The following is a 20,400-nucleotide window of genomic DNA, read 5'->3' as shown; positions in this document are numbered from 1 at the left end:
TGCATGAGCAGCGCCGGAAGCAGCACGGCCAGCGCGCTCACGGCCGCGAGGGCCGCTAACCCGCCGAATCTCCTGCCCCCGCTGTGATAGCGGAAGGAACTCTTCTGTGATTTATTGGATATCGCTTTATTCTCTTTTATATTCATATAGCCTAGATTAGAAGATAACCGGTCTGCCGCGTGCCATTCCTGCAGCCCTTTGTCTTCTCCTGCCCGTTTCTCAATCGTTCCTCCCTTATCTGATGTTCTGATTTTCATGGTGCTCCGTCCTTCATTCATCCGGCCTACAACCTCCATCCAAATTCACATCTGTATGAATCGCTCTATTTTTTTACATCTCTATCACTAACCCTCTCTACTACTTTTTATGCAAAAAGTAGGCGACACATGCCATAAATATATGTAATTGGAGCGAAAGCGAGAGAATTTCATGGATCTATAAGTGGTACCCTAACTTTCTCCAGCTGAGACATATCGGAAAACGCATATCGGAGCATAAGCCTTGGGGCTGGAAATCGTCCTTTTGAACACATGCTCGCTCTAAGTTGGGCAATAAGTTTAGAAAAAATAAAAAAAGAGGCCATCTCTTATCGCATCCGCAGATGACATAAGAGATAACCTCTTCCTGATTTATAATTGGGCTGAGCTTGGATTAAGCCCAGGTCGGTTGAATTTTTAATGAAGGCAATTCATTTTGTACGGTCTGAGCCGCTTTCTCAGGCTCCACAGCTTCCTCCTGGCTAATGCGCCAGATGTCAGCACCAAGACCTGCCAGCTTCTCGGTCAGATTGACGTAGCCGCGGTCGATATGGTGCGTACCGCTCACTTCCGTTGTACCTTCCGCCACAAGACCCGCGATAATAAGCGCAGCTCCCGCACGCAAATCCGTCGCACACACTTTGGCACCGCTAAGCTTGGAGCCGCCAGAGACAATAGCACTTCTTCCTTCCACCTTGATCTCAGCGTTCATCAGACGGAATTGGTCAACATGCATAAAGCGATTTTCGAACACGGTCTCGGTCACAACGCTTGTGCCTTCGGACACGAGCAGCAGAGCCATCATTTGTGACTGCATATCCGTTGGGAAGCCTGGATAAGGCAATGTCTTCACATCCACCGCTTTGAGTGGCTTATCTGCAATAACGCGCACGCCGTTCTCTTCCGCTTCGATCGTGATGCCCATCTCTTCAAGCTTGGAGATAATTGGACCTAAATGATCGGCGATTGCACCTTCTACAAATACATTACCTCCGGTAATCGCAGCCGCCACCATAAATGTTCCGGCCTCGACCCGGTCAGGAATTACTGTATGTTCAACACCATGCAGCTTCTCTACGCCTTCAATGCGAATTACACCAGTGCCTGCGCCGCGAACGACCGCACCCATACTATTTAAATAGTTGGCCAAATCGACGATTTCCGGCTCTTTAGCCGCATTCTCGATCACTGTTGTGCCTTCTGCCAACGTGGCCGCCATCATAATATTCTCCGTTGCACCTACGCTTGCCACATCCAGATATACCTTCGCGCCATGCAATCTGCCGGTAGATCTGGCCTCAATAAAACCTTGTCCCAAATTAATCTCGGCACCCATCGCTTCAAAGCCCTTCAGATGTTGATCAATGGGTCTAGTGCCAATCGCACAGCCCCCAGGCAGTGAGATTCGCGCATATCCGGTTCGGGTTAACAATGGCCCCATTACGAGAAAAGACGCCCGCATTTTACGTACCAAATCGTACGGTGCTTCACAGGAGGCGATAGTTCGCGCATCGACCGTGATAACCTCACGTTCATATGTAACACTCGCTCCTAACGATTCCAATACTTTATTAATCGTCATCACATCATCCAGAGGCGGCGCATCACGAATGATACTCACGCTGTCCTCTCCCAATAAAGACGCTGCGATGATCGGCAGCACTGAATTTTTAGCTCCGCTCACTTTTACGTTCCCGGCCAAGACATTGCCACCGCGGACGATAAATTTACTCATCTCGGTTCCCTCCGCGTGTTCATTTTCACTATTTTCCCCGACATAAAAAATAGTATCCCGCTTAATTTCCCTAAATTTCATCATATCAAATTTCATTTACACCATACAAGGGTTATTTGTGTCAATAAGAACTATCATAACAATAAACCTGTAGCCAATCAAACGAATCAATTGATATTCTTATCCACATTGTTGACACAAAATTTTGATGTTATTCGACAAATTCATACCCCATCATATTCTAACACAATTAAGACGTATTTGCTTTTTTGTTAGAACATATAACGCAACATCTGCGTATATCCCCAATACTCCAGAACGAAGGCAGCTACAAAACGACCCAACACTACAGCAAGCAGTAATTGGAGCAGCTTCCCTTGCGGTCCTTTCGGATTGCGGATGATCAGATCCAACTTGAGATTTTGCAGCGCCCACCAGGATATAGCGATACAGACCAGCGATACAATAATCCCCGTTAGCCCACCGACCCCGACCGATGTAGACACTGACTCGACCGGATTCACATGATTTTCCCCCTGTCACGTTATATTTATGCTGTAGGCCCCTAATCGGTTAATAAGTAACCAAATAAAAACACTTTTATAAAATATAGACCTTCTATATCATACTTGGCAACGAGACAATAATCCAGTACTACTTTTCATTGTAAAGGCTTCCAGTAGAATCTATTTTGTAACCTTCGCCTCTAAATTATGCAGCCATGTATTTACCCTTGCCTTGCGGAAAATATTATAATGATCTTAACTACCTATGGAGAGGAAGAATTCCACGATGATCATAGAAGTCATTGCCTACACGCTGTCTGATGCTCTGACCGCGGCCAGGAACGGAGCGGATCGCTTGGAGGTTATTACCGCCCCTGCGGAAGGAGGTCTCACCCCAAGCCTTGGCCTTGTTCAATCGATCAGAGATCAAGTCGATTTAGACATCCGGGTTATGATTCGTCCGCACAGCCGCAGCTTCGTCTATGCCAAAGAAGATATCGAAGTCATGGAGCGTGATATCGCCAGCTTTCGATCGCTTGGTGTATCCGGTCTTGTAACCGGAGTCTTGACGCCGCAAGGAGACGTTGACACCCACGCGCTGGAAAGACTTCTCGCTGCCGCAGATGGACTGCCCTTCACATTTCACCGGGCCATAGATGAGGCCGCGGATCTGGGGCAGGCGATCCACACGCTAGGCCAATATTCACAAATCACTCATATCCTTACCTCCGGAGGCCGCCCTTCCGTACTTGAGGCCACCGACATCATTAAGCGATTAACTCCTGTCGCGAAACAGCAAGGTATTACCCTGCTGCCTGGCGCCGGGCTGCAAATCGATGCCCTTGAATCCTTTTTACGCCAGACGTCGGTACAGGAGTTTCACATTGGCTCGGCAGCAAGGCAGGACGGCAGCATCCTGAAGCCTATCGATGTGGACAAGCTCTCTACGATTCGTCGTATTGCGGATCGGTTTTCGCATTGATAACGATAAGCCATCGGAACTATTTTCATAGCTAGCAAATCCGTAAATGAACATAGAGATACAGTATGGGCACATCCTACCGGTCCTATGGTCTGTTACATTCATTTCACGCTTAAGATGAAAAAAGACCGAGCATCAAAAAGCGATGTTCGGTCTTCTTCTATTTTATTTGGAGCTGCTGGCGACACTAATCCGCGTTACCGCTCTTTGCAAAGCAAGCTCAGCACGGCGTTGGTCAATCCGATCCTGTCCACCGCGCGCCAATCGGCGCTCAGCACGTTCACGGGCAGCAATGGCCCGCTCCAGGTCGATATCCTCAGGCATCTCTGCACTTTCGGCAAGAATGATCGTCTTATTCCCTTGCACCTCAGCGAAGCCTCCGTGTACAGCGATCGCAAACTTTTTCCCATTGATTGTCGCCTCAATCGGCGCAACCTTTAGCGGGGTCACGAACGGAATATGTCCGGGCAAGATACCAAGTTCCCCTTCAATTCCGCGGATAGTCAGACTGCTCACCTCTTCCGTGAACACAACATGCTCCGGTGTTACGATTTCCAGTGTAAAGGTACTCACTTTTCATCCCTCCTGTTCGTGGGACGTTCATTTCTGAAGCATCCGACGTAAGCGGTGCGATTACAACGTCTTCGCTTTTTCTACAGCCTCTTCAATAGTACCGACAAACAGGAAGGCCGCTTCCGGAAGATCGTCATGCTTGCCTTCAAGGATCTCCTTGAAGCTGCGGACGGTCTCGGCAACAGGAACATACTTCCCTTTCAAGCCAGTAAACTGTTCAGCAACGTTAAACGGCTGCGACAAGAAACGTTCAACCTTACGCGCACGAGCCACGATCAGCTTGTCATCCTCGGACAATTCGTCCATACCGAGGATTGCGATAATATCTTGAAGCTCTTTATAACGAGCCAATAATTGCTTAACCCCTTGTGCTACGTTGTAATGTTCTTCCCCTACTACTTCAGGAGAGAGCATACGCGAGCTGGATGCGAGCGGATCCACGGCCGGGAAAATACCTTTTTCAGAAATTTTACGGTCAAGGTTCGTCGTTGCATCGAGGTGAGCAAATGTAGTAGCTGGAGCCGGGTCAGTATAGTCATCGGCAGGAACATAGATCGCTTGGATCGAAGTAACGGAACCCTTCTTCGTCGAAGTAATCCGTTCTTGCAATTGACCCATTTCCGTAGCCAGCGTAGGCTGATAACCTACCGCAGAAGGCATCCGTCCGAGCAGGGCGGATACTTCCGAGCCCGCTTGTGTAAAGCGGAAGATGTTATCGATAAAGAGAAGCACGTCGCGGCCCTCTTGATCACGGAAATATTCAGCCATGGTCAAACCTGTCAGGGCCACGCGAAGACGCGCACCTGGAGGTTCGTTCATCTGACCAAACACCATTGCTGTCTTATTGATAACGCCAGACTCGGACATTTCCATGTACAAGTCATTACCTTCACGAGTACGTTCACCAACGCCCGCAAATACCGAAATACCGCCATGTTCCTGAGCGATATTGTGAATCAATTCCTGAATCGTAACCGTCTTACCTACACCCGCACCGCCGAACAGACCGATTTTACCGCCTTTGGCATAAGGAGCAAGCAAGTCGATAACCTTAATTCCTGTCTCCAGGATTTCGGATTGCGTGGACAATTCTTCAAATGCAGGAGGATCACGGTGAATCGGGTTTCTCACTTCGGATTCCACTTGACCTTTATTGTCGATCGTCTCGCCAAGAACGTTAAATACCCGACTCAGCGTAATCGAACCTACTGGTACGGAGATAGGGGCACCCAGATCGAAGGCATCCATTCCACGTACAAGACCGTCTGTTGAAGCCATAGCGATACAACGTACCAGGTTATCACCCAAATGGCTGGATGTCTCCAACATCAGGTCGCCTTGGTCGCCTTGCTTCACAATTTTAATAGCGTTATAAATTTCCGGTAGCTGGCCGCGTTCGAATTCGATATCAACGACCGCACCCATTACGCTAACAACGCGTCCTTTGTTCATCCTTTTTGTTCCCTCCTAGTTACTTACTTATCCTTGCGCATTTGCTCCGGCAACGATTTCTGTAATTTCCTGAGTAATCGCCGCTTGACGAGCGCGGTTGTATGTCAGGGTAAGTTCATTAATCATCTTCGTAGCATTCTTCGTCGCGCTGCCCATTGCAGTCATCTTGGCACCGAGCTCACTCGCTTTGCCTTCCAAAAGCGCAGCAAAGATAAGTGTCTCCGCATATTTCGGGAGCAGCACCTCCAGTACACGTTCCGGCGAAGGTTCGTATTCATAGGCTGCTGTTACCCCATCATGTTCTACACTTTCAAAAGGAAGCAAACGGTCGATCGTCGGCCTTTGAGTGATTGCGTTGATGAACTTGCTGTAGCACAGGTAAACCTCATCGTATTCCTCCAGTTCAAAACCTTGAACTGCTTGATAGGCAAGAGATTTAATGTCAGCAAAACTCGGGGTATCGGATAAATCCGTCACATCGAACACTACAGGAAATTGGCGACGACTCAGATAATCACGGCCTTTACGGCCAATCACGAACAGGCCATACTCTTCCTTGGAAGCATGCTTATTCTTAATAAAATCCGTCAGCGAACGCAAGATATTAGCATTATAACCGCCAACAAGCCCGCCATCAGAAGTAATAATAATATAAGCGGTGCGTTTTACAGGACGTGTGACAAGCATCGGATGAGAGATTCCGTCTGCACCGTTGGCGATACTAGACACTACTTCGCGCAGCTTCTCAACGTAAGGACGGGAGGATTGGGCTTTCTCCTGAGCTCTTCTGAGCTTGGCGGAAGCAACCATCTCCATCGCTTTCGTAATCTGCCGGGTATTCTGAACGCTCTTGATCTGGCGTTTTATTTCGCGCATCCCTTTTGCCATGATTTCACCACCTTAAAGTTTTGGCAGAAAGCCAAAACTAACATCGTAAGCATAAATCTACATAATCACAAACCGGCGATCCGGCAAGAAGGCCAGGGCCGGTTCGTGAATCAATGAATCAACTATGAATGGCTCAAAAAGTCCGCTTCGGGAACTCGTTATTATACGGAACCCGCAAAGCCTCTCTTGAACTTCTCGATAACTTCCTTCAGCTTCTCTTCGTTATCAGCGGTCAAATCCTTCGTATCACGAATGGATTGCAACACCTCATCATGTTGGCTCTTGACGAAGCTTAGGAATTCAGACTCGAAGCGGCGCACATCGGCAAGCTCGATATCATCAAGATAGCCTTTGACAGCCGTATACAAGCTGATAACTTGCTCTTCTACAGCAAGTGGCTGGTGAATACCTTGCTTCAGAATCTCCATCATACGCGAACCGCGGGTTAAGCGCGCTTGCGTGGATTTATCCAGATCGGAACCGAACTGAGAGAAAGCTTGAAGCTCGCGGTATTGCGCAAGATCCAGACGCAGTGTACCAGCAACCTTCTTCATCGCCTTGATCTGCGCGGAACCCCCTACCCGGGATACCGAGATACCAACGTTAATCGCCGGACGCTGACCGGAGTAGAATAGATCGGATTCCAAGAAAATTTGACCGTCTGTAATCGAGATTACGTTCGTCGGGATATATGCAGAGACATCGGAAGCCTGCGTCTCAATGAAAGGAAGCGCAGTGATCGATCCGCCGCCAAGCTCGTCGCTCAGCTTAGCTGCACGTTCCAGAAGACGGGAGTGCAGATAGAATACGTCACCCGGGAATGCTTCACGGCCCGGAGGACGGCGAAGCAGCAAGGACAATTCGCGGTAAGCCGCAGCTTGCTTCGACAAGTCATCATAGATAATGAGGACATGCTCGCCTTTGTACATGAAGTACTCAGCCATTGCTACGCCTGCATAAGGAGCGATATACAAGAGCGGTGAAGGCTCCGATGCGGAAGCCGTGACCACGATGGTGTAATCCAGCGCCCCATAACGGCGCAAGGTTTCAACTACGTTAACAACGGTGGATTGCTTTTGGCCGATAGCAACGTAAATACATTTTACGCCACTGCCTTTTTGGTTAATGATCGCATCGATAGCCAGTGCAGTCTTACCTGTCTGACGGTCACCGATGATCAATTCCCGTTGGCCGCGACCGATCGGAACCATGGAGTCAATCGCTTTGATCCCGGTTTGCATCGGTTCATGAACGGATTTCCGATCGATAACACCTGGTGCGTTATTCTCAACCGGACGGAATTCAGCTGTCTCAATAGGACCTCTTCCGTCCACCGGCTGCCCGAGTGGGTTCACAACGCGTCCAAGCAATGCGTCGCCAACAGGAACCTGCATAATTTGCCCGGTCCGTTTTACTTGATCCCCTTCGCGAATTTCGCTGTATGGTCCCAAGATAACAACCCCGACATTGCTTTCTTCAAGATTGAGCGCTAGACCATAAACACCATTTTTAAATTCCAACAATTCGTTGGACATGACATTTTCGAGCCCATATACACGGGCAATACCGTCACCAACTTGAATGACTGTGCCGACTTCGGCAACTTCGATTTCCGATTTATATTGTTCGATCTGACTTTTAATCAGTGTACTGATCTCTTCAGGTCTGATACTCAAGACTTTCACCCCTATCTACAGTGCTTGTCTTCGAAAAGACTTTTCAAGCCGTTCCAGCTTGCCGGATAAACTGCCGTCATAAATCACATCGCCGATTCTGACTTTAATTCCTCCAAGCAGCCCCTTATCAAGATGGCTCTGGACGCGAATCTTCTTATTCAGCATAGCGCCAAATTCAGATTCTATAGCGTGCTGCTCCTCATCGGTTAGAGGATGGGCGGTATAGACGATTGCATCAGCCAATCCAAGGGCTTCGCCGGTTATTTTCACATAAGCATCCAAAATATCCGGTAAAACATTGATTCTTTCACGTTCCACCAGCAGTCTGGCCATAGAAACGACATGCTTCGACAACTTGTCTCCAAGCACGCCTTCAAGTACATTCCATTTCTCGGATCGGGAAATGTTAGGACTTAACAGGAACTTCTGAACGCTTTCATCATTCAGAGCGGACACCAACGTCTGCAACTCTTGTTCAACTTCCACTGTACGTCCATCCTGGAGGGCAATCTCATATAGTGCCTTGGCATATCTGCGCGCTACAACAAGTGCACGGCTCATGATTTTCTACCTACTTCTTGCAAGTATTGATTCACAAGCTTCTCTTGATCTTCCGGATTGCTTTCAACCTCACGTTCGATCAGTTTGGACGCAATATTTACAGAGTAAGAACCAATCTCGCCACGCAAAGCTTCCACGGCCTTGTTTCTTTCGCTCTCAATATCACGAACGGCTTCATCCTTCAGACGGATCGCATCAGACTTCGCTTGTTCCAGCAAATCGCGCGCTTGTTTGCTACTGCTCTGCTTCGATTGTTCGATAATCTCGAAAGCCTCTTGCCGAGCTTGCTTAAGAGCGTCCTTCTGCTCTTCAACATAGGCCGTAGCCTGTTCTCTGGTTTGCCGAGCTTCTTCCAATTGGCCTTGTACCAGCTCACGGCGTTTTTCCATGACCGCGAACAATTTGCCGAAAGCGTATTTGTGAAGTAGCCAGTATAGAATCGCAAACGCAACCATGGTAAGGACCATGTTTTCCCATATGAGACTCACAAACGTCACTCCTTCCATTAACAAAACTAGCACTGCATTTCAGTAAATTTCCACAAAAACGAAGGCGCGGATGGCATCGGCCCTCCCCGCCAAACCGTAGCTATTTATTAAGAGAACATGATCAAGAATGCGATAACTGTTGCCGCGAGAGGCACAACTTCGACGATACCAACACCAATAAACATTGTAGTTTGAAGCGGACCGCGTGCTTCCGGTTGACGAGCGATAGACTCTACCGTTCTGCTCACGATCATACCGTTACCAAGACCTGCGCCAAGCGCACCCAAACCAACTGCAATAGCTGCTGCCAAAAAATTCATCTTTAAATATCCTCCTTTAGTTTCAGTTCATTAAATGATGTGTTTATAATAGATCTCTGACGGATTCCGCAAAAACGGATATTCCCGACAGAGCTTTATTAATGCTCTTCCTCGTGAATCGTCGTCTGTGCAATGTAAACCATGGTCAATATCGTAAAGATATACGCTTGCAGTGCACCGACAAAAACACTAAATCCTTGCCATACTCCCAGGAACGGGATACCGAACACTCCCATTTTAAGAATAACTGTGATCAATACCTCACCAGCGAAAATGTTCGCAAACAACCGGATCGCCAGCGCGATTGGCTTAGCCAGGTTTTCAATGATATTGAGCGGCAGGAAAATCGGGAATGGTTCAATATAGTGCTTGAGATAATGCTTCCGGTTGTATCTCAGACCCAGATAGTTCATTAGAATGAACACGATAATCGCAAGTCCGGCAGTCACGTTGATATCAGCAGTCGGAGACTTCCACCAGAGAATCTCGGCATGTCCTCCATCAGTCAAACCGCGTGTTGCTTCAATCACATGACCGAAGATCATTTCCGGCTTATGAGCTTCAGTAATAATTCCTAGCGGCAACCCTAGAAGATTGGATACAAAAATAAAAAGAATTAGCGTTAACCCCAAAGAGAGATAATGCCTTCCTTTCTTAAGATCCATAGCGCTTCCAATGATCCCTTGAACAAATTCGACAACCCATTCCATAAAATTTTGGAATTTCGACGGATTCTCTACAGATAAATTAGCTACCGAAAGTCTGCATACAAGAAATACGATCACCATACTTACTAGAAGCATGAGTACTGCGGATAAATCAAGATGGAAGCTTCCGAGCATAATAATGGGCGCATCATGCATTTGTATTATTCACCCCTTTCCCTTAGATAGCTGTTAAGACTTATTTCTAGCCCCGATCATAATGCCAACCGGAATCGTCAGAAGTTGAGGAACGAAAAGTCCAATCACAACACCTAAGGCCGATACCTGTTCAACCTTGACCGCGACCATAATAACAAGTAAAACAAGACATATCCTTGTTAGAAACCCGAAGCTAAAGCGTTTCTTCTGTTGGCTGACAACATGCTCAACCAGGCCACGCACTTTCATTGATAGAAAGCGGGTATAGACTAACCCAACAGCAAGACCAAGGATCAAGCCAGATAGAATCGGCCTGTAATCGGAGAAGAAAGCCCATCCAAAAAACAAAGCGGATAGGATGAAAAAGGTCGTCCTGGTCACAGCTGACACAATCGAGTTTAAGTCATCCATCCTGCTCCCCCATAAACTTATAGATTATGATAGATATGTTGGCGATTCCAAGCAGAAGACCGACGATAGATCCGATAGCAATCCAGTAATTGGGGCCATCAAACCGCTCGGCCAACCATCTTGAACCCAGAAAACCGAGGACGATATAAAAAGCTAGCAAAATACCCGCGCCGCTAATATAAGCAGCAATCATCCAAGGATTTGCATTTTTATCATGATTCTCCATATTGTCAATTCCCAATTCATTTTACTGAATTTTAAGACTTTTTGTCAAACAAGAGAACATCCGATCGACGACCAACATATAAGCAAACCATACAGTAATACTGTATGCTATCTTGCAAAAAAACACAATTATTGATCTTTCTAAATTGTGAACTTTTTGTGAAATCCTTCTGGTCTTTCGTTAATAACGCCAAAATGGTGAAGAATCGCATTGACAATTCTTTGAGATGCACGCCCATCCCCATAAGGATTAGCTGCTTTACTCATCGAATGATATAGCTCACTATCTGCCAGCAACGCCCTCGTCCGTTCATAGACCATCTCCTCATCTGTGCCGACAAGCTCCAGCGTCCCCGCTTCTATCCCTTCCGGACGCTCGGTTGTGTCGCGAAGCACAAGCACAGGAACGCCAAAAGACGGCGCTTCTTCCTGTAAACCGCCGGAGTCCGTAAGGATTAGATGTGTATGCGGATAGAAATTATGCAGATCTACCACATCCAATGGATCAATAAGTTTAATACGGGGATGGCTGCCCAAAGTTTCATACGCCGGTTCCCTCACCGCAGGACTTGGGTGGACAGGATACACGATCGCTACGTCCTCAAACTCATCAGCGATTCGTCTCACTGCACGGAAAATGTTCATGTGAGGCTGCCCTTGTGACTCGCGGCGATGAGCCGTCATCAGAATAAGCCGCTTACCGGCGGCCCATTCCAGCACAGAATTACTATAATTCGGCTGTACTGTATATTGAAACACATCCGTTACCGTGTTGCCTGTGATATATATGGTTGACTCTAATTTATTCTCTTTGCGCAAATTGCTTGCAGACCAGTCTGTTGGAGCAAAGTGTAAGTCTGCCAATACGCCAGTCAATTGGCGGTTCATCTCCTCCGGATAAGGCGATAATTTATTCCAGGTACGAAGCCCGGCCTCTACATGGCCCACCTTGATTTGCTGCAGAAATGCAGCATAACTTGCCAGAAAGGTTGTCAGGGTATCTCCGTGAACGAGGACGATATCCGGCTTCGCCTCTCGCAATACACCTTCCAGCCCCTCAAGCACCCGAATCGTAATCTCATTGAGACTCTGATTCGGCTTCATTACATTCAGATCATAGTCAGGAACAATATTGAACACATCCAGCACCTGATCAAGCATTTCACGATGCTGGGCAGTGACACATACCACAGACTCTATGTCCTCAGGATGCTTGTTCAGTTCCAAGATAAGCGGAGCCATCTTAATGGCTTCAGGTCTGACTCCGAAGATCGTCATTACTTTAATTTTAGACATGTTCGTTTCCCTTTCTCATGATCACATCATGCTCTATTTTGTTCCGTACAAGCGATCTCCTGCATCGCCAAGTCCAGGAATAATATATCCATGATCATTTAGACGCTCGTCCAATGCTGCTACATAAATATCGACATCAGGATGGGCATCATGAACTGCCTTGACTCCTTCCGGAGCAGCAATCAGGTTCATCATTTTAATCTGGGTGCAGCCGCGTTTCTTCAGCGCATCGATCGCAGCGATAGCCGAGCCGCCTGTTGCCAGCATCGGATCAATAACAATCAGCTCACGCTCTTGTACATCGGTAGGAAGCTTAATGTAATATTCCACTGGCTGCAGTGTCTCCGGATCGCGGAAAAGACCAACATGCCCTACCTTTGCCGCCGGAAGCAATTTCAATACACCGTCAAGCATACCGAGACCTGCACGCAAAATAGGAATCAAACCGAGCATACGCCCAGAGATCACCTTGGCTTCTGTCTCGGTCACAGGAGTCTGAACTTTAATTGTCTCAAGCGGGATTTCTCTCGTAATCTCATAGGCCATCAAAGTAGCTACTTCGTCAACCAATTCACGAAAATCCTTCGTATTCGTATTCATGTCTCGAATGAACGTTAATTTGTGCTGAATTAAGGGGTGATCACATACTATTAATTTTCCCATTATATCCCTCCGGTGGTTGTGTATAACAAAGAATTCTGGTTGCGGCGACATACTCCGAGTTGGATGCTCCACAAATCTCGTATATTATATCACTTTCGCCAATGCATTTTCACCCAAACTTATTCATGTTGCAAATCTTTCATTAATTAGCTATCTTCTATAGTCCCCTGATATATCTGCTTACATTCAGCTTTTCATAACCCCCAGGAAAATATTAAGCATCAAAAAAATAATATCCAGGTGCCGGATATCCATATAAAAAGCCGGGAAGCGTCGCTCCCCGGCTGGGCAATTTCCAAAAGGATCTTCTTAATTAATAGGTAAGTTCTGAATATAATGGGTAGCGCTCCGTCAAATTGGACACACGGCTCCGGCATTCACCAAGTACCGCTTCATCCTGAGGAGACTTTAAGGTTGTAGCAATAATACGGGCGATCTCCTTCATCGCTTCCTCGTCCATACCTCTGGAAGTGGCTGCCGGGGTTCCGATGCGAATACCACTGGTTATGAAAGGACTTGTCGGATCAAAAGGAATCGCATTCTTGTTCACTGTGATTCCGATCGAATCCAGCACATGCTCCGCCTCTTTACCTGTGATGTTCAGATTGCGAGTATCAATGAGCATCAAATGATTATCCGTTCCACCGGAGACGAGGTTCAATCCTTCAGAAACCAGCGTCTCAGCCAGCACTTTCGCATTCTTCACCACATTCTCGGCATATACTTTGAACGAAGGCTGGAGAGCCTCACCCAAAGCGACAGCTTTGGAAGCAATAACATGCATCAATGGCCCGCCTTGCGTACCCGGGAATACCGCCTTATCGATAGCGGCAGCCCAAGGCTTGCGGCAAAGGATCATCCCGCCGCGGGGTCCGCGCAATGTCTTGTGAGTGGTTGTCGTTACAAAATGAGCATGAGGTACTGGACTCGGATGCAAACCAGCAGCTACCAGTCCAGCAATATGCGCCATATCGACCATGAACAATGCGCCTACATCATTAGCGATCTGTGCAATTTTCTCAAAATCAATAATACGCGGATAAGCGCTTGCTCCAGCAACGATCAGACGAGGGCGATGCTTGAAGGCTGCCTTGCGAACTTCATCATAATCGATCAGGAAGCTGTCTTCCTGCACACCGTAAGCTACGAAGTTATAGAGCAAGCCAGAGGCATTGACAGGACTTCCGTGCGTCAAATGGCCACCATGGGCCAGATTCATGCCAAGCACTGTATCGCCCGGTTTCAGAGCAGCAAGATAGACAGCCATGTTCGCTTGAGCTCCGGAGTGCGGCTGCACATTAGCGTGCTCTGCACCAAACAACTCCTTGGCCCGATCGCGAGCAATATCCTCAACGATATCAACATGCTCACAACCCCCGTAGTAGCGCTTGCCCGGATAACCCTCCGCATATTTGTTCGTCAGAACCGAACCCATCGCTTCGATAACCGCTTCACTCACGATATTCTCCGACGCGATCAATTCAATATTATTGCGTTGACGCTTCAGTTCCAGGTTCATCGCTTCCAATACAGCCGGGTCTTGCTTTCTCAATTGATCCATAGTAATTGCCTCCTTATAATTAAAAAAATATTTGCTTAACACCCGTCTACTTCTTCCGGAAGTCTGCGTTGAGAAAGTCTAGTACTCCGCATTAGTAAGATTGGATGAAGTTAGTGACTAACGTTGGTGACTCATTCATAAATGACTTCGATCAGGTTTCCTTATCAAAGGTGGACCCTGCTCAAATTTCTATTAATCACATAAGTTTGATTCCGTTGCCTCCGGCAAGTGATATACCGCCCGCTCGCCACCGATCAGCTTGGGACGAGTCCATGCGGCTGTGACGCGGGCTTCACCAACGTATCGTCTTGTCGAACGGAAAGGAATGGCAACGCGGCGCAGATGCATGCCGATAAGCGTCTCGCCAATATCGATTCCGCCATGAGCCTCTATGCTCTCTACCAAACAAGGCGCTTGCAGCTGCCTGTATGCGAAAGCAGCCATGGAACCTCCCGCTTTCCTCACCGGAACCGCCGATACTTCAGTCAACCGTAGACGATCAAGTACGGCACGTTCCACAACCAGCGCCCGGTTCAAATGTTCACAGCATTGGAAGGCAACATCAAAGCCGTACTTGCCTCGAACCTGCTCGATCCCGGCATACAACTCGGCTGCAACCTCCTCCGCTCCGGACGTGCCGATCCGCTCACCAGCTACCTCGCTAGTGCTGGCGCCAACTACGAGCAAATGGCCTGGACCGAACTTCGCCACAGCGCATAGTTCTTCCAGGATCTCTGCAACCTGCTGTCCAATCTCTGCCATATGTTTTGTTCCCAAGCTTGGCACCCCTTCTCTGATTTGAAGTTCGCAATCCCTAAATCGCGCATGTTCTTATTATATACCTAAACGCGACAAAAATCGTGGCGACGAACCGCGGGCAGAACAGCTTCATAACGTTAGTCCGTTTTAGCAGATACAACTGCCTGTGCCGATTTTTCAGGTTTTGAACTTGCATGAAAATTCGCTAACTAGAGAACTTCGAATCCCAGAGAGAAGAGCGTCCTGCAAAAACAACGAAAAAAGAGCATGACGATCATAAGTGACGTCGTGCTCTTTGCCCAGGCGACCGGCCGTATATTCCGATGCTCCATTGTGGTTTGATCCACTATCGTCGCCAGTTACATCGGATCTTCGTTTTTAGAGGTAGTTCAAAAAGTCCGCTTTTGATAAGAAAATCGAATCGTCCGCTCCTCATGCCCCAGCTTCACCACCTGAGGCGTTTTGAAAAACGCACATCGGAAGCCTAGGCTTCGTTGCTGAAAACCGAACTTTTGAAGCACGCACTTTTATGACTTTAGAATAAAGCATCCCTTGAATAAATGCAACAGATTATTATGATCTATATCACTCTGCTTCACCGGAGTTATTAATATCAGTCTGCACCAGCTTGTCCAGCAGCTGCTCCAATGCGGATCTTATCTCCTGCGCAGTCGCGTTATATTCCGTCCGGGAGCCCCCGAACGGATCGGAAATGTCGTAAGCCGGCATCTGCTGAAACAACTCTGCAAGCCTCCGCTGTCTTACCGGATCCAGCTCCTTGCCAAGCGCCCGGTCAAGCTCAAGCTCGGCGACCAGTTGATGCAGCTCATCTTGAGCCTCCAGCACTTGTTCATCGCTCTCCACATACTCTTTTAATGTATATATTTTATCAGCTGCAGCAGGAAAATACTGAATGACATGCCGCCTATGACCACTAGTCAGAGTAAGGATCAAATCTGCCCAATCGACCAATCCCTCACTAAGCGGGGTCGAAGTAATATGATCCTCAATCCCCTGATCTCTAAGCACAGCTGCGGCGTGTGAAGACATCGAGGCCCCCTCGGAAGCGGCTACCCCGGCCGAGCGCACATCCAGCAATATCCCACGATCCTTGGCCAGCTTGCGAAGCATTCCTTCCGCCATAGGGCTGCGGCAGGTATTGCCCGTGCATACAAATAATATTCGCATCCTCATGCACCTCCGTTAAAGCCTGACTTCATGGATTTCTATGAAGTATAGTGTTCATTGTATCAAAAGATAAACATCAGTCCAAACGCCAGTAGAATCGATCCGCCAACAGCTTCTCCATAATCCCCCAAGCTGCGGCTGACCCCCCGACCCAACGCCAGTCCGAACAAAGACATCAATCCGCCGAAGAAACCAAACGTTAGCACCGTCAATAGCAAATCGCTATGGAACATCCCCAATGAGACGCCAACGGAGAAGGAATCGACGCTGACGCTTAGGGAGAACAGAAAGATGCCGGGCCAGGAGCGATAGTTAATGAACTGATTCGCCCCGCTCTTTAACGAGCTATAAATCATATGTCCCCCAAGCAGCAGGAGCAGGCCGCCGGACACGAATCTGGTCAAATAGCCTAACAGTTCACCTACATAATGCCCCGTCAGAATACCCAACACCGGCATTAGAATATGAAAAAAGGACACCGTCATGACGATCCGCAGCACATCCCTGCGTCGTACACCATTCACTCCGACGCCGATTCCCAGAGAAAAGGCATCCATTCCTAAAGCAATTGCCATGAACAGGATCGTCAGCAACTCCCCGATCCGCTCCAAGGCCTCGTTCATGCAGGTCACCACCTATCGCCGTTGTCCAAAATCACTTGTACAACCATATGCGACAAGCCGTAAATTCATGACACAAGCTGTACCAAAGCCCCGTAATTATTCCTCCCCAACAGTCAAAATTCCCGCCTCGGAGTAATTGATATACTGCCGCAGCTTGCTGGCGGAAGTCCAATTAATCTCCCCATTCTCGAACATCGTTTGGACTTCGTTCCGCTGTGCCTGAATCCCTCGGATGCGAAGCTCATTTTTGTATTGATCCAACAGTTCCTCATCTTCAATATCTGCGGTAATGCCTTGCATACGCTGCTGTACTTCTTCATATTGAGCCAGGAGCGTCCGAACAGCCTGGCGGTTGTCATCATTTGCCGATTCCTGAATGGCTTGGACCGCCGCCTTGGATGTACGTGCCCGAAGCGCGCGAATCTGATCCAGCTCCCCGGCCGGGATGCGCTTCTTCTTATTCTTCAGGAACAGCTTCATAAATAGACGACGAAGCCGATATACGGAGATCAGCATGGCGACTTTGAACTTGTTGGACATGAGCATCTCCATCTGCTTCATTCCCTCTTCAATCTTCTCGGCCAACTCACCTGCGATCTCCCCACGATCGAGCATATTCTGGATCTCTCGGCGCTCCGCCTGCAGGGCAGTCATCCGCAGCTTCATTAACTGCTTATCCCGTTTGCTGTCCATCCAGTCCATATCCTGATCACTATGCAAAGTAAGCAAATGACGCCGGTAATCCGCAATAATATAGCTTGCCGCTGTCCGATTCTCATCGGTCGTCGCTTCCTCAACGGCCCGGATCGCCGCTTTGATAATACGAGCTCTTGCTTCCCGCTCTCTGCTCTCCTCGTCCTCCTGCGCATCCGCATCCGTTTTGGACAATATAGGCAGCATGATACTGGCGATAATTAACGAACAGAGGATGACCCCTGCTGCGAGGAAAATAATCAGATCCCGTTCCGGAAAGAAACTGCCGTCCTGTAAAAAGTACGGAATAGAGAAGGCCGCGGCTAAAGTCACCGCTCCTCTAACCCCGGACAAGGAGAGAAGGACAGATGAATTTAGCTTCGGTCTCTCCAGGGTATCCCCGCTGCCAAGCAGCCAGGAGCCTTCCCAGAACAGATACACCCAGATGAACCGGAGAAGAATCAAGCCGACCGATATGATTCCAATAAAGCCGAACACCTGCAGATTGCTATAAAGCGGGCTGTGCAAAATGGTCTCTGTCGCCCCAGGGATCTGTAGTCCAAGAACTACAAATACAAGTCCGTTAAGGATGTACAGAATAACCGACCAGGTATTTTGCGATACCATTTGAAGCTCTACCTGCATCGATTCCGTACGGTCCTTTTCTATGGCGTGCATAATTCCCCCGGCGACAACGGCCAAAATTCCGGAGAATCCAAATTTCTCCGTAATCAAGTAAATGGCGAACGGAGTCAGAATCTGAATGAGCATATGGATCGTGACATCCTCCATGCCCAGACGTCTTATGAACATCCGAAGCCATACGATCAGGAAAGCAACAATCGTTCCGCAGACAAGTCCGCCAATCGAAATCAGCAGGAAGCTGCCGGCGGCTTCCGTAATCGAGAATACCCCGGTAACCGTAGCCGCTATTGCAAATTTAAACGCGACCAAGCCAGAGGCATCATTCATCAGCGACTCTCCCTCCAGCAAACGGAGAATGCCTTTCGGCAGATTGATCCGTCCCGCCAGGGAAGAGACCGCTACAGCATCGGTTGGAGATAATATGGCCGCTAAGGCAAACGCAGCAGGCAGCGGAATGCTAGGAATTAGCCAATGGATGAAGTAACCTCCGGCAAATACTGTCACAAATACAAGTCCCAGCGCGAGCAGCAAAATGGGAGCTCTCAACTCCCATAGTTCTTCTCTTGGCGTCCGCTTTCCATCGTTATATAGTAGCGGCGCGATGAACAGAACAAGAAACAGCTCCGTATCCAGCTCCATATGCAGTCCTAAAGGAAGCAGCGCAGCGGCTGTCCCCAAAATAATCTGCAGCAGCGGAACCGGAACAAAAGGGATAAAACGGTTAATTACATTGGATATTCCGATCAAGCACAGCATAATTAATACAAGTTCTAATATTTCCATAGATTGTCCTCCCATAAGAAACTCGCTAACGAGGCCACTTCAGAATAAGCCATCGTGACCTCAAGCCCGGTTCTCTTACGATAGCATTCAGAATTCAGATATAATCAAAAATGTTCTCATTGAACCGCAGGATTATCCCAATTCATCTGAACCGCTCATTACGATTCACCCTCTGCGAATAAATCCAGCTGCCGGGGCGGCAGTTCCGCCGTATTCAGCCCAAGGATTGACATCATCTCTCTGGCATTCATCGCTGCATCACCACCGGAATTGTTATTGAAGATCATACAGATCTCCTTGGTGCCCAAAGCCTGAATCTCAGTCAGCTTGCCCTGCCATTCCAGCAATTCCTCTCGACTATAGCGATACAAATTGCGTACCTCCCGCCAATTCTCAGCCCCGCTCTGGGCCCAGCCTTCAGCATTGCGTCCGTGCAGTCTGATGAAGGTCAGATCCGGGGTGGTCGGAACGAGCACCGCGGGTACGGAACCTTGCCCAACCTGAGGCTCATCGCATATAGTGTGAATCCAGCCCTGCTCACGCATGAAGGCCAGCGTCCCTTCCCGATGCTCGGGAGAATACCAGCTTTGATGGCGAAATTCGATCGCGAGCGGCAAACCTCCCATCCATTTGCGGATCGCCCGCAATTGTCGCACATGCTCCTGACAGCAATCAAACCAGGGCGGAAATTGAAACAATATCGCCTTCAAACGTCCTGCTTCTACGACAGGACGGATCGAATCCAAGTAGGCTTGGAACATTTCTCCGGGGCTGCTATAATTCGTTCGGCCACGGGAATGCCCGGTCATTCCCTGAAATGCTTTAAGAAAAAAGGAAAAATGAGCAGGAGTCTCGGCCAGCCAACGACGATATGTATCCGGGTTAAGGATCGCATAGAAGGAGCTATCCACTTCTACTACTGAAAAATGCCGCGCATACCACCCGAGTCTCCGGCTCGCCGGTGTCCCCGCCGGGTATAGATCCTCCTGATCTCCCCAGCCCACCAGACCTATCGTAATCATCGCTTCTGACCTCCTTCCTCTTTCGTCCATCTATTTTATACTCCTTCTATAAACATAGTTTAAACGAGGATCACTTGATGACCGGCGGCCTTTAGGAGCCGGTTCATCACGGCGGAGCCGAGTCCTTCCTCTGAACAGGACTCGGCCATGATGTAAGTGACGCCGCGCGCATCGAAGCGGCGCAGCGCCGCGTACAAACGGTGCGCCGCCGTCTCCAGCGCGGCCTGGCT

At 48.5% G+C, this 20,400-nt stretch carries 23 protein-coding genes and 1 riboswitch; of the genes, 1 reads left to right on the top strand and 22 read right to left on the bottom strand.

Annotated features, from left to right (window positions below; genetic code table 11):
* The 3 genes from BN1360_RS05685 to BN1360_RS05675 form a co-directional block, all read right to left on the bottom strand.
* Positions 1–257, bottom strand: a 257-nt coding sequence (locus BN1360_RS05685; RefSeq protein ID WP_148466520.1) for a hypothetical protein, incomplete at its 3' end; no start/stop codon positions are given.
* 394 nt (positions 258–651) lie between these two features.
* On the bottom strand, positions 652–1,992 hold the full coding sequence (murA, locus tag BN1360_RS05680; RefSeq protein ID WP_068778929.1) for a UDP-N-acetylglucosamine 1-carboxyvinyltransferase: 1,341 nt from the start codon (positions 1,990–1,992) through the stop codon (positions 652–654).
* A gap of 272 nt (positions 1,993–2,264) precedes the next feature.
* The gene (locus BN1360_RS05675; protein WP_068778928.1) at positions 2,265–2,516 is read right to left on the bottom strand and encodes a DUF1146 family protein; all 252 of its coding nucleotides are present in this window, start codon (positions 2,514–2,516) and stop codon (positions 2,265–2,267) included.
* 247 nt (positions 2,517–2,763) lie between these two features.
* Between BN1360_RS05675 and BN1360_RS05670 the strand changes: the two genes are divergently transcribed.
* A complete protein-coding gene (locus BN1360_RS05670; protein ID WP_069188294.1) occupies positions 2,764–3,480 on the top strand; it encodes a copper homeostasis protein CutC in 717 nt (238 codons plus the stop codon).
* A 165-nt stretch (positions 3,481–3,645) separates the two neighbouring features.
* Here BN1360_RS05670 and BN1360_RS05665 read toward each other — a convergent pair whose 3' ends face one another.
* From BN1360_RS05665 to BN1360_RS05575, 19 genes are all read right to left on the bottom strand, one after another.
* A complete protein-coding gene (locus BN1360_RS05665; protein ID WP_068778926.1) occupies positions 3,646–4,053 on the bottom strand; it encodes a F0F1 ATP synthase subunit epsilon in 408 nt (135 codons plus the stop codon).
* 60 nt (positions 4,054–4,113) lie between these two features.
* The gene (gene atpD, locus BN1360_RS05660; protein ID WP_068778925.1) at positions 4,114–5,505 is read right to left on the bottom strand and encodes a F0F1 ATP synthase subunit beta; all 1,392 of its coding nucleotides are present in this window, start codon (positions 5,503–5,505) and stop codon (positions 4,114–4,116) included.
* A 27-nt stretch (positions 5,506–5,532) separates the two neighbouring features.
* Complete coding sequence (gene atpG, locus BN1360_RS05655) at positions 5,533–6,393, bottom strand: ATP synthase F1 subunit gamma (RefSeq protein WP_068778924.1); 861 nt, start codon at positions 6,391–6,393, stop codon at positions 5,533–5,535.
* Between the two features lie 161 nt (positions 6,394–6,554).
* The gene (gene atpA / locus BN1360_RS05650) at positions 6,555–8,069 is read right to left on the bottom strand and encodes a F0F1 ATP synthase subunit alpha (RefSeq protein WP_068778923.1); all 1,515 of its coding nucleotides are present in this window, start codon (positions 8,067–8,069) and stop codon (positions 6,555–6,557) included.
* Between the two features lie 15 nt (positions 8,070–8,084).
* Positions 8,085–8,630 (bottom strand): F0F1 ATP synthase subunit delta, encoded by a 546-nt coding sequence (locus tag BN1360_RS05645; protein WP_068778922.1) that lies wholly within the window; start codon positions 8,628–8,630, stop codon positions 8,085–8,087.
* Positions 8,627–9,118, bottom strand: a complete 492-nt coding sequence (gene atpF / locus BN1360_RS05640) for a F0F1 ATP synthase subunit B (RefSeq protein ID WP_068778921.1) — start codon at positions 9,116–9,118, stop codon at positions 8,627–8,629. Before atpF ends, BN1360_RS05645 begins: the two co-directional genes overlap by 4 nt.
* A 107-nt stretch (positions 9,119–9,225) precedes the next feature.
* Positions 9,226–9,438 (bottom strand): F0F1 ATP synthase subunit C, encoded by a 213-nt coding sequence (gene atpE / locus BN1360_RS05635; RefSeq protein WP_068778920.1) that lies wholly within the window; start codon positions 9,436–9,438, stop codon positions 9,226–9,228.
* A 98-nt stretch (positions 9,439–9,536) separates the two neighbouring features.
* On the bottom strand, positions 9,537–10,301 hold the full coding sequence (gene atpB / locus BN1360_RS05630) for a F0F1 ATP synthase subunit A (protein ID WP_068778919.1): 765 nt from the start codon (positions 10,299–10,301) through the stop codon (positions 9,537–9,539).
* A gap of 33 nt (positions 10,302–10,334) precedes the next feature.
* A complete protein-coding gene (locus BN1360_RS05625) occupies positions 10,335–10,712 on the bottom strand; it encodes an ATP synthase subunit I (RefSeq protein ID WP_068778918.1) in 378 nt (125 codons plus the stop codon).
* On the bottom strand, positions 10,705–10,938 hold the full coding sequence (locus BN1360_RS05620; protein WP_068778917.1) for an AtpZ/AtpI family protein: 234 nt from the start codon (positions 10,936–10,938) through the stop codon (positions 10,705–10,707). Before BN1360_RS05620 ends, BN1360_RS05625 begins: the two co-directional genes overlap by 8 nt.
* Before the next feature lie 140 nt (positions 10,939–11,078).
* A complete protein-coding gene (gene wecB / locus BN1360_RS05615) occupies positions 11,079–12,233 on the bottom strand; it encodes a non-hydrolyzing UDP-N-acetylglucosamine 2-epimerase (protein WP_068778916.1) in 1,155 nt (384 codons plus the stop codon).
* Between the two features lie 33 nt (positions 12,234–12,266).
* A complete protein-coding gene (upp, locus tag BN1360_RS05610; RefSeq protein ID WP_068778915.1) occupies positions 12,267–12,896 on the bottom strand; it encodes a uracil phosphoribosyltransferase in 630 nt (209 codons plus the stop codon).
* A 313-nt stretch (positions 12,897–13,209) separates the two neighbouring features.
* Complete coding sequence (gene glyA / locus BN1360_RS05605) at positions 13,210–14,457, bottom strand: serine hydroxymethyltransferase (RefSeq protein ID WP_068778914.1); 1,248 nt, start codon at positions 14,455–14,457, stop codon at positions 13,210–13,212.
* Between the two features lie 192 nt (positions 14,458–14,649).
* On the bottom strand, positions 14,650–15,219 hold the full coding sequence (locus tag BN1360_RS05600) for a TIGR01440 family protein (RefSeq protein WP_068778930.1): 570 nt from the start codon (positions 15,217–15,219) through the stop codon (positions 14,650–14,652).
* 287 nt (positions 15,220–15,506) lie between these two features.
* Positions 15,507–15,589: riboswitch (ZMP/ZTP riboswitch) on the bottom strand.
* Between the two features lie 212 nt (positions 15,590–15,801).
* Positions 15,802–16,404, bottom strand: a complete 603-nt coding sequence (locus BN1360_RS05595) for a low molecular weight protein arginine phosphatase (protein ID WP_068778913.1) — start codon at positions 16,402–16,404, stop codon at positions 15,802–15,804.
* 62 nt (positions 16,405–16,466) lie between these two features.
* The gene (locus BN1360_RS05590) at positions 16,467–17,027 is read right to left on the bottom strand and encodes a manganese efflux pump MntP (RefSeq protein ID WP_068778912.1); all 561 of its coding nucleotides are present in this window, start codon (positions 17,025–17,027) and stop codon (positions 16,467–16,469) included.
* 96 nt (positions 17,028–17,123) lie between these two features.
* Positions 17,124–19,148 (bottom strand): Na+/H+ antiporter, encoded by a 2,025-nt coding sequence (locus BN1360_RS05585; RefSeq protein ID WP_068778911.1) that lies wholly within the window; start codon positions 19,146–19,148, stop codon positions 17,124–17,126.
* A gap of 158 nt (positions 19,149–19,306) precedes the next feature.
* Complete coding sequence (locus BN1360_RS05580; RefSeq protein WP_068778910.1) at positions 19,307–20,170, bottom strand: DUF72 domain-containing protein; 864 nt, start codon at positions 20,168–20,170, stop codon at positions 19,307–19,309.
* Positions 20,171–20,229: 59 nt separating this feature from the next.
* On the bottom strand, positions 20,230–20,400 hold a 171-nt coding region (locus BN1360_RS05575), incomplete at its 5' end, for a Sua5 family C-terminal domain-containing protein (protein ID WP_324254245.1).

The organism is Paenibacillus sp. GM2, from assembly GCF_900069005.2.
Lineage (GTDB): Bacteria > Bacillota > Bacilli > Paenibacillales > Paenibacillaceae > Fontibacillus.
Note: the sequence above shows the minus strand (reverse complement) of the source record. Positions and strands in the feature narration are given on the sequence as shown.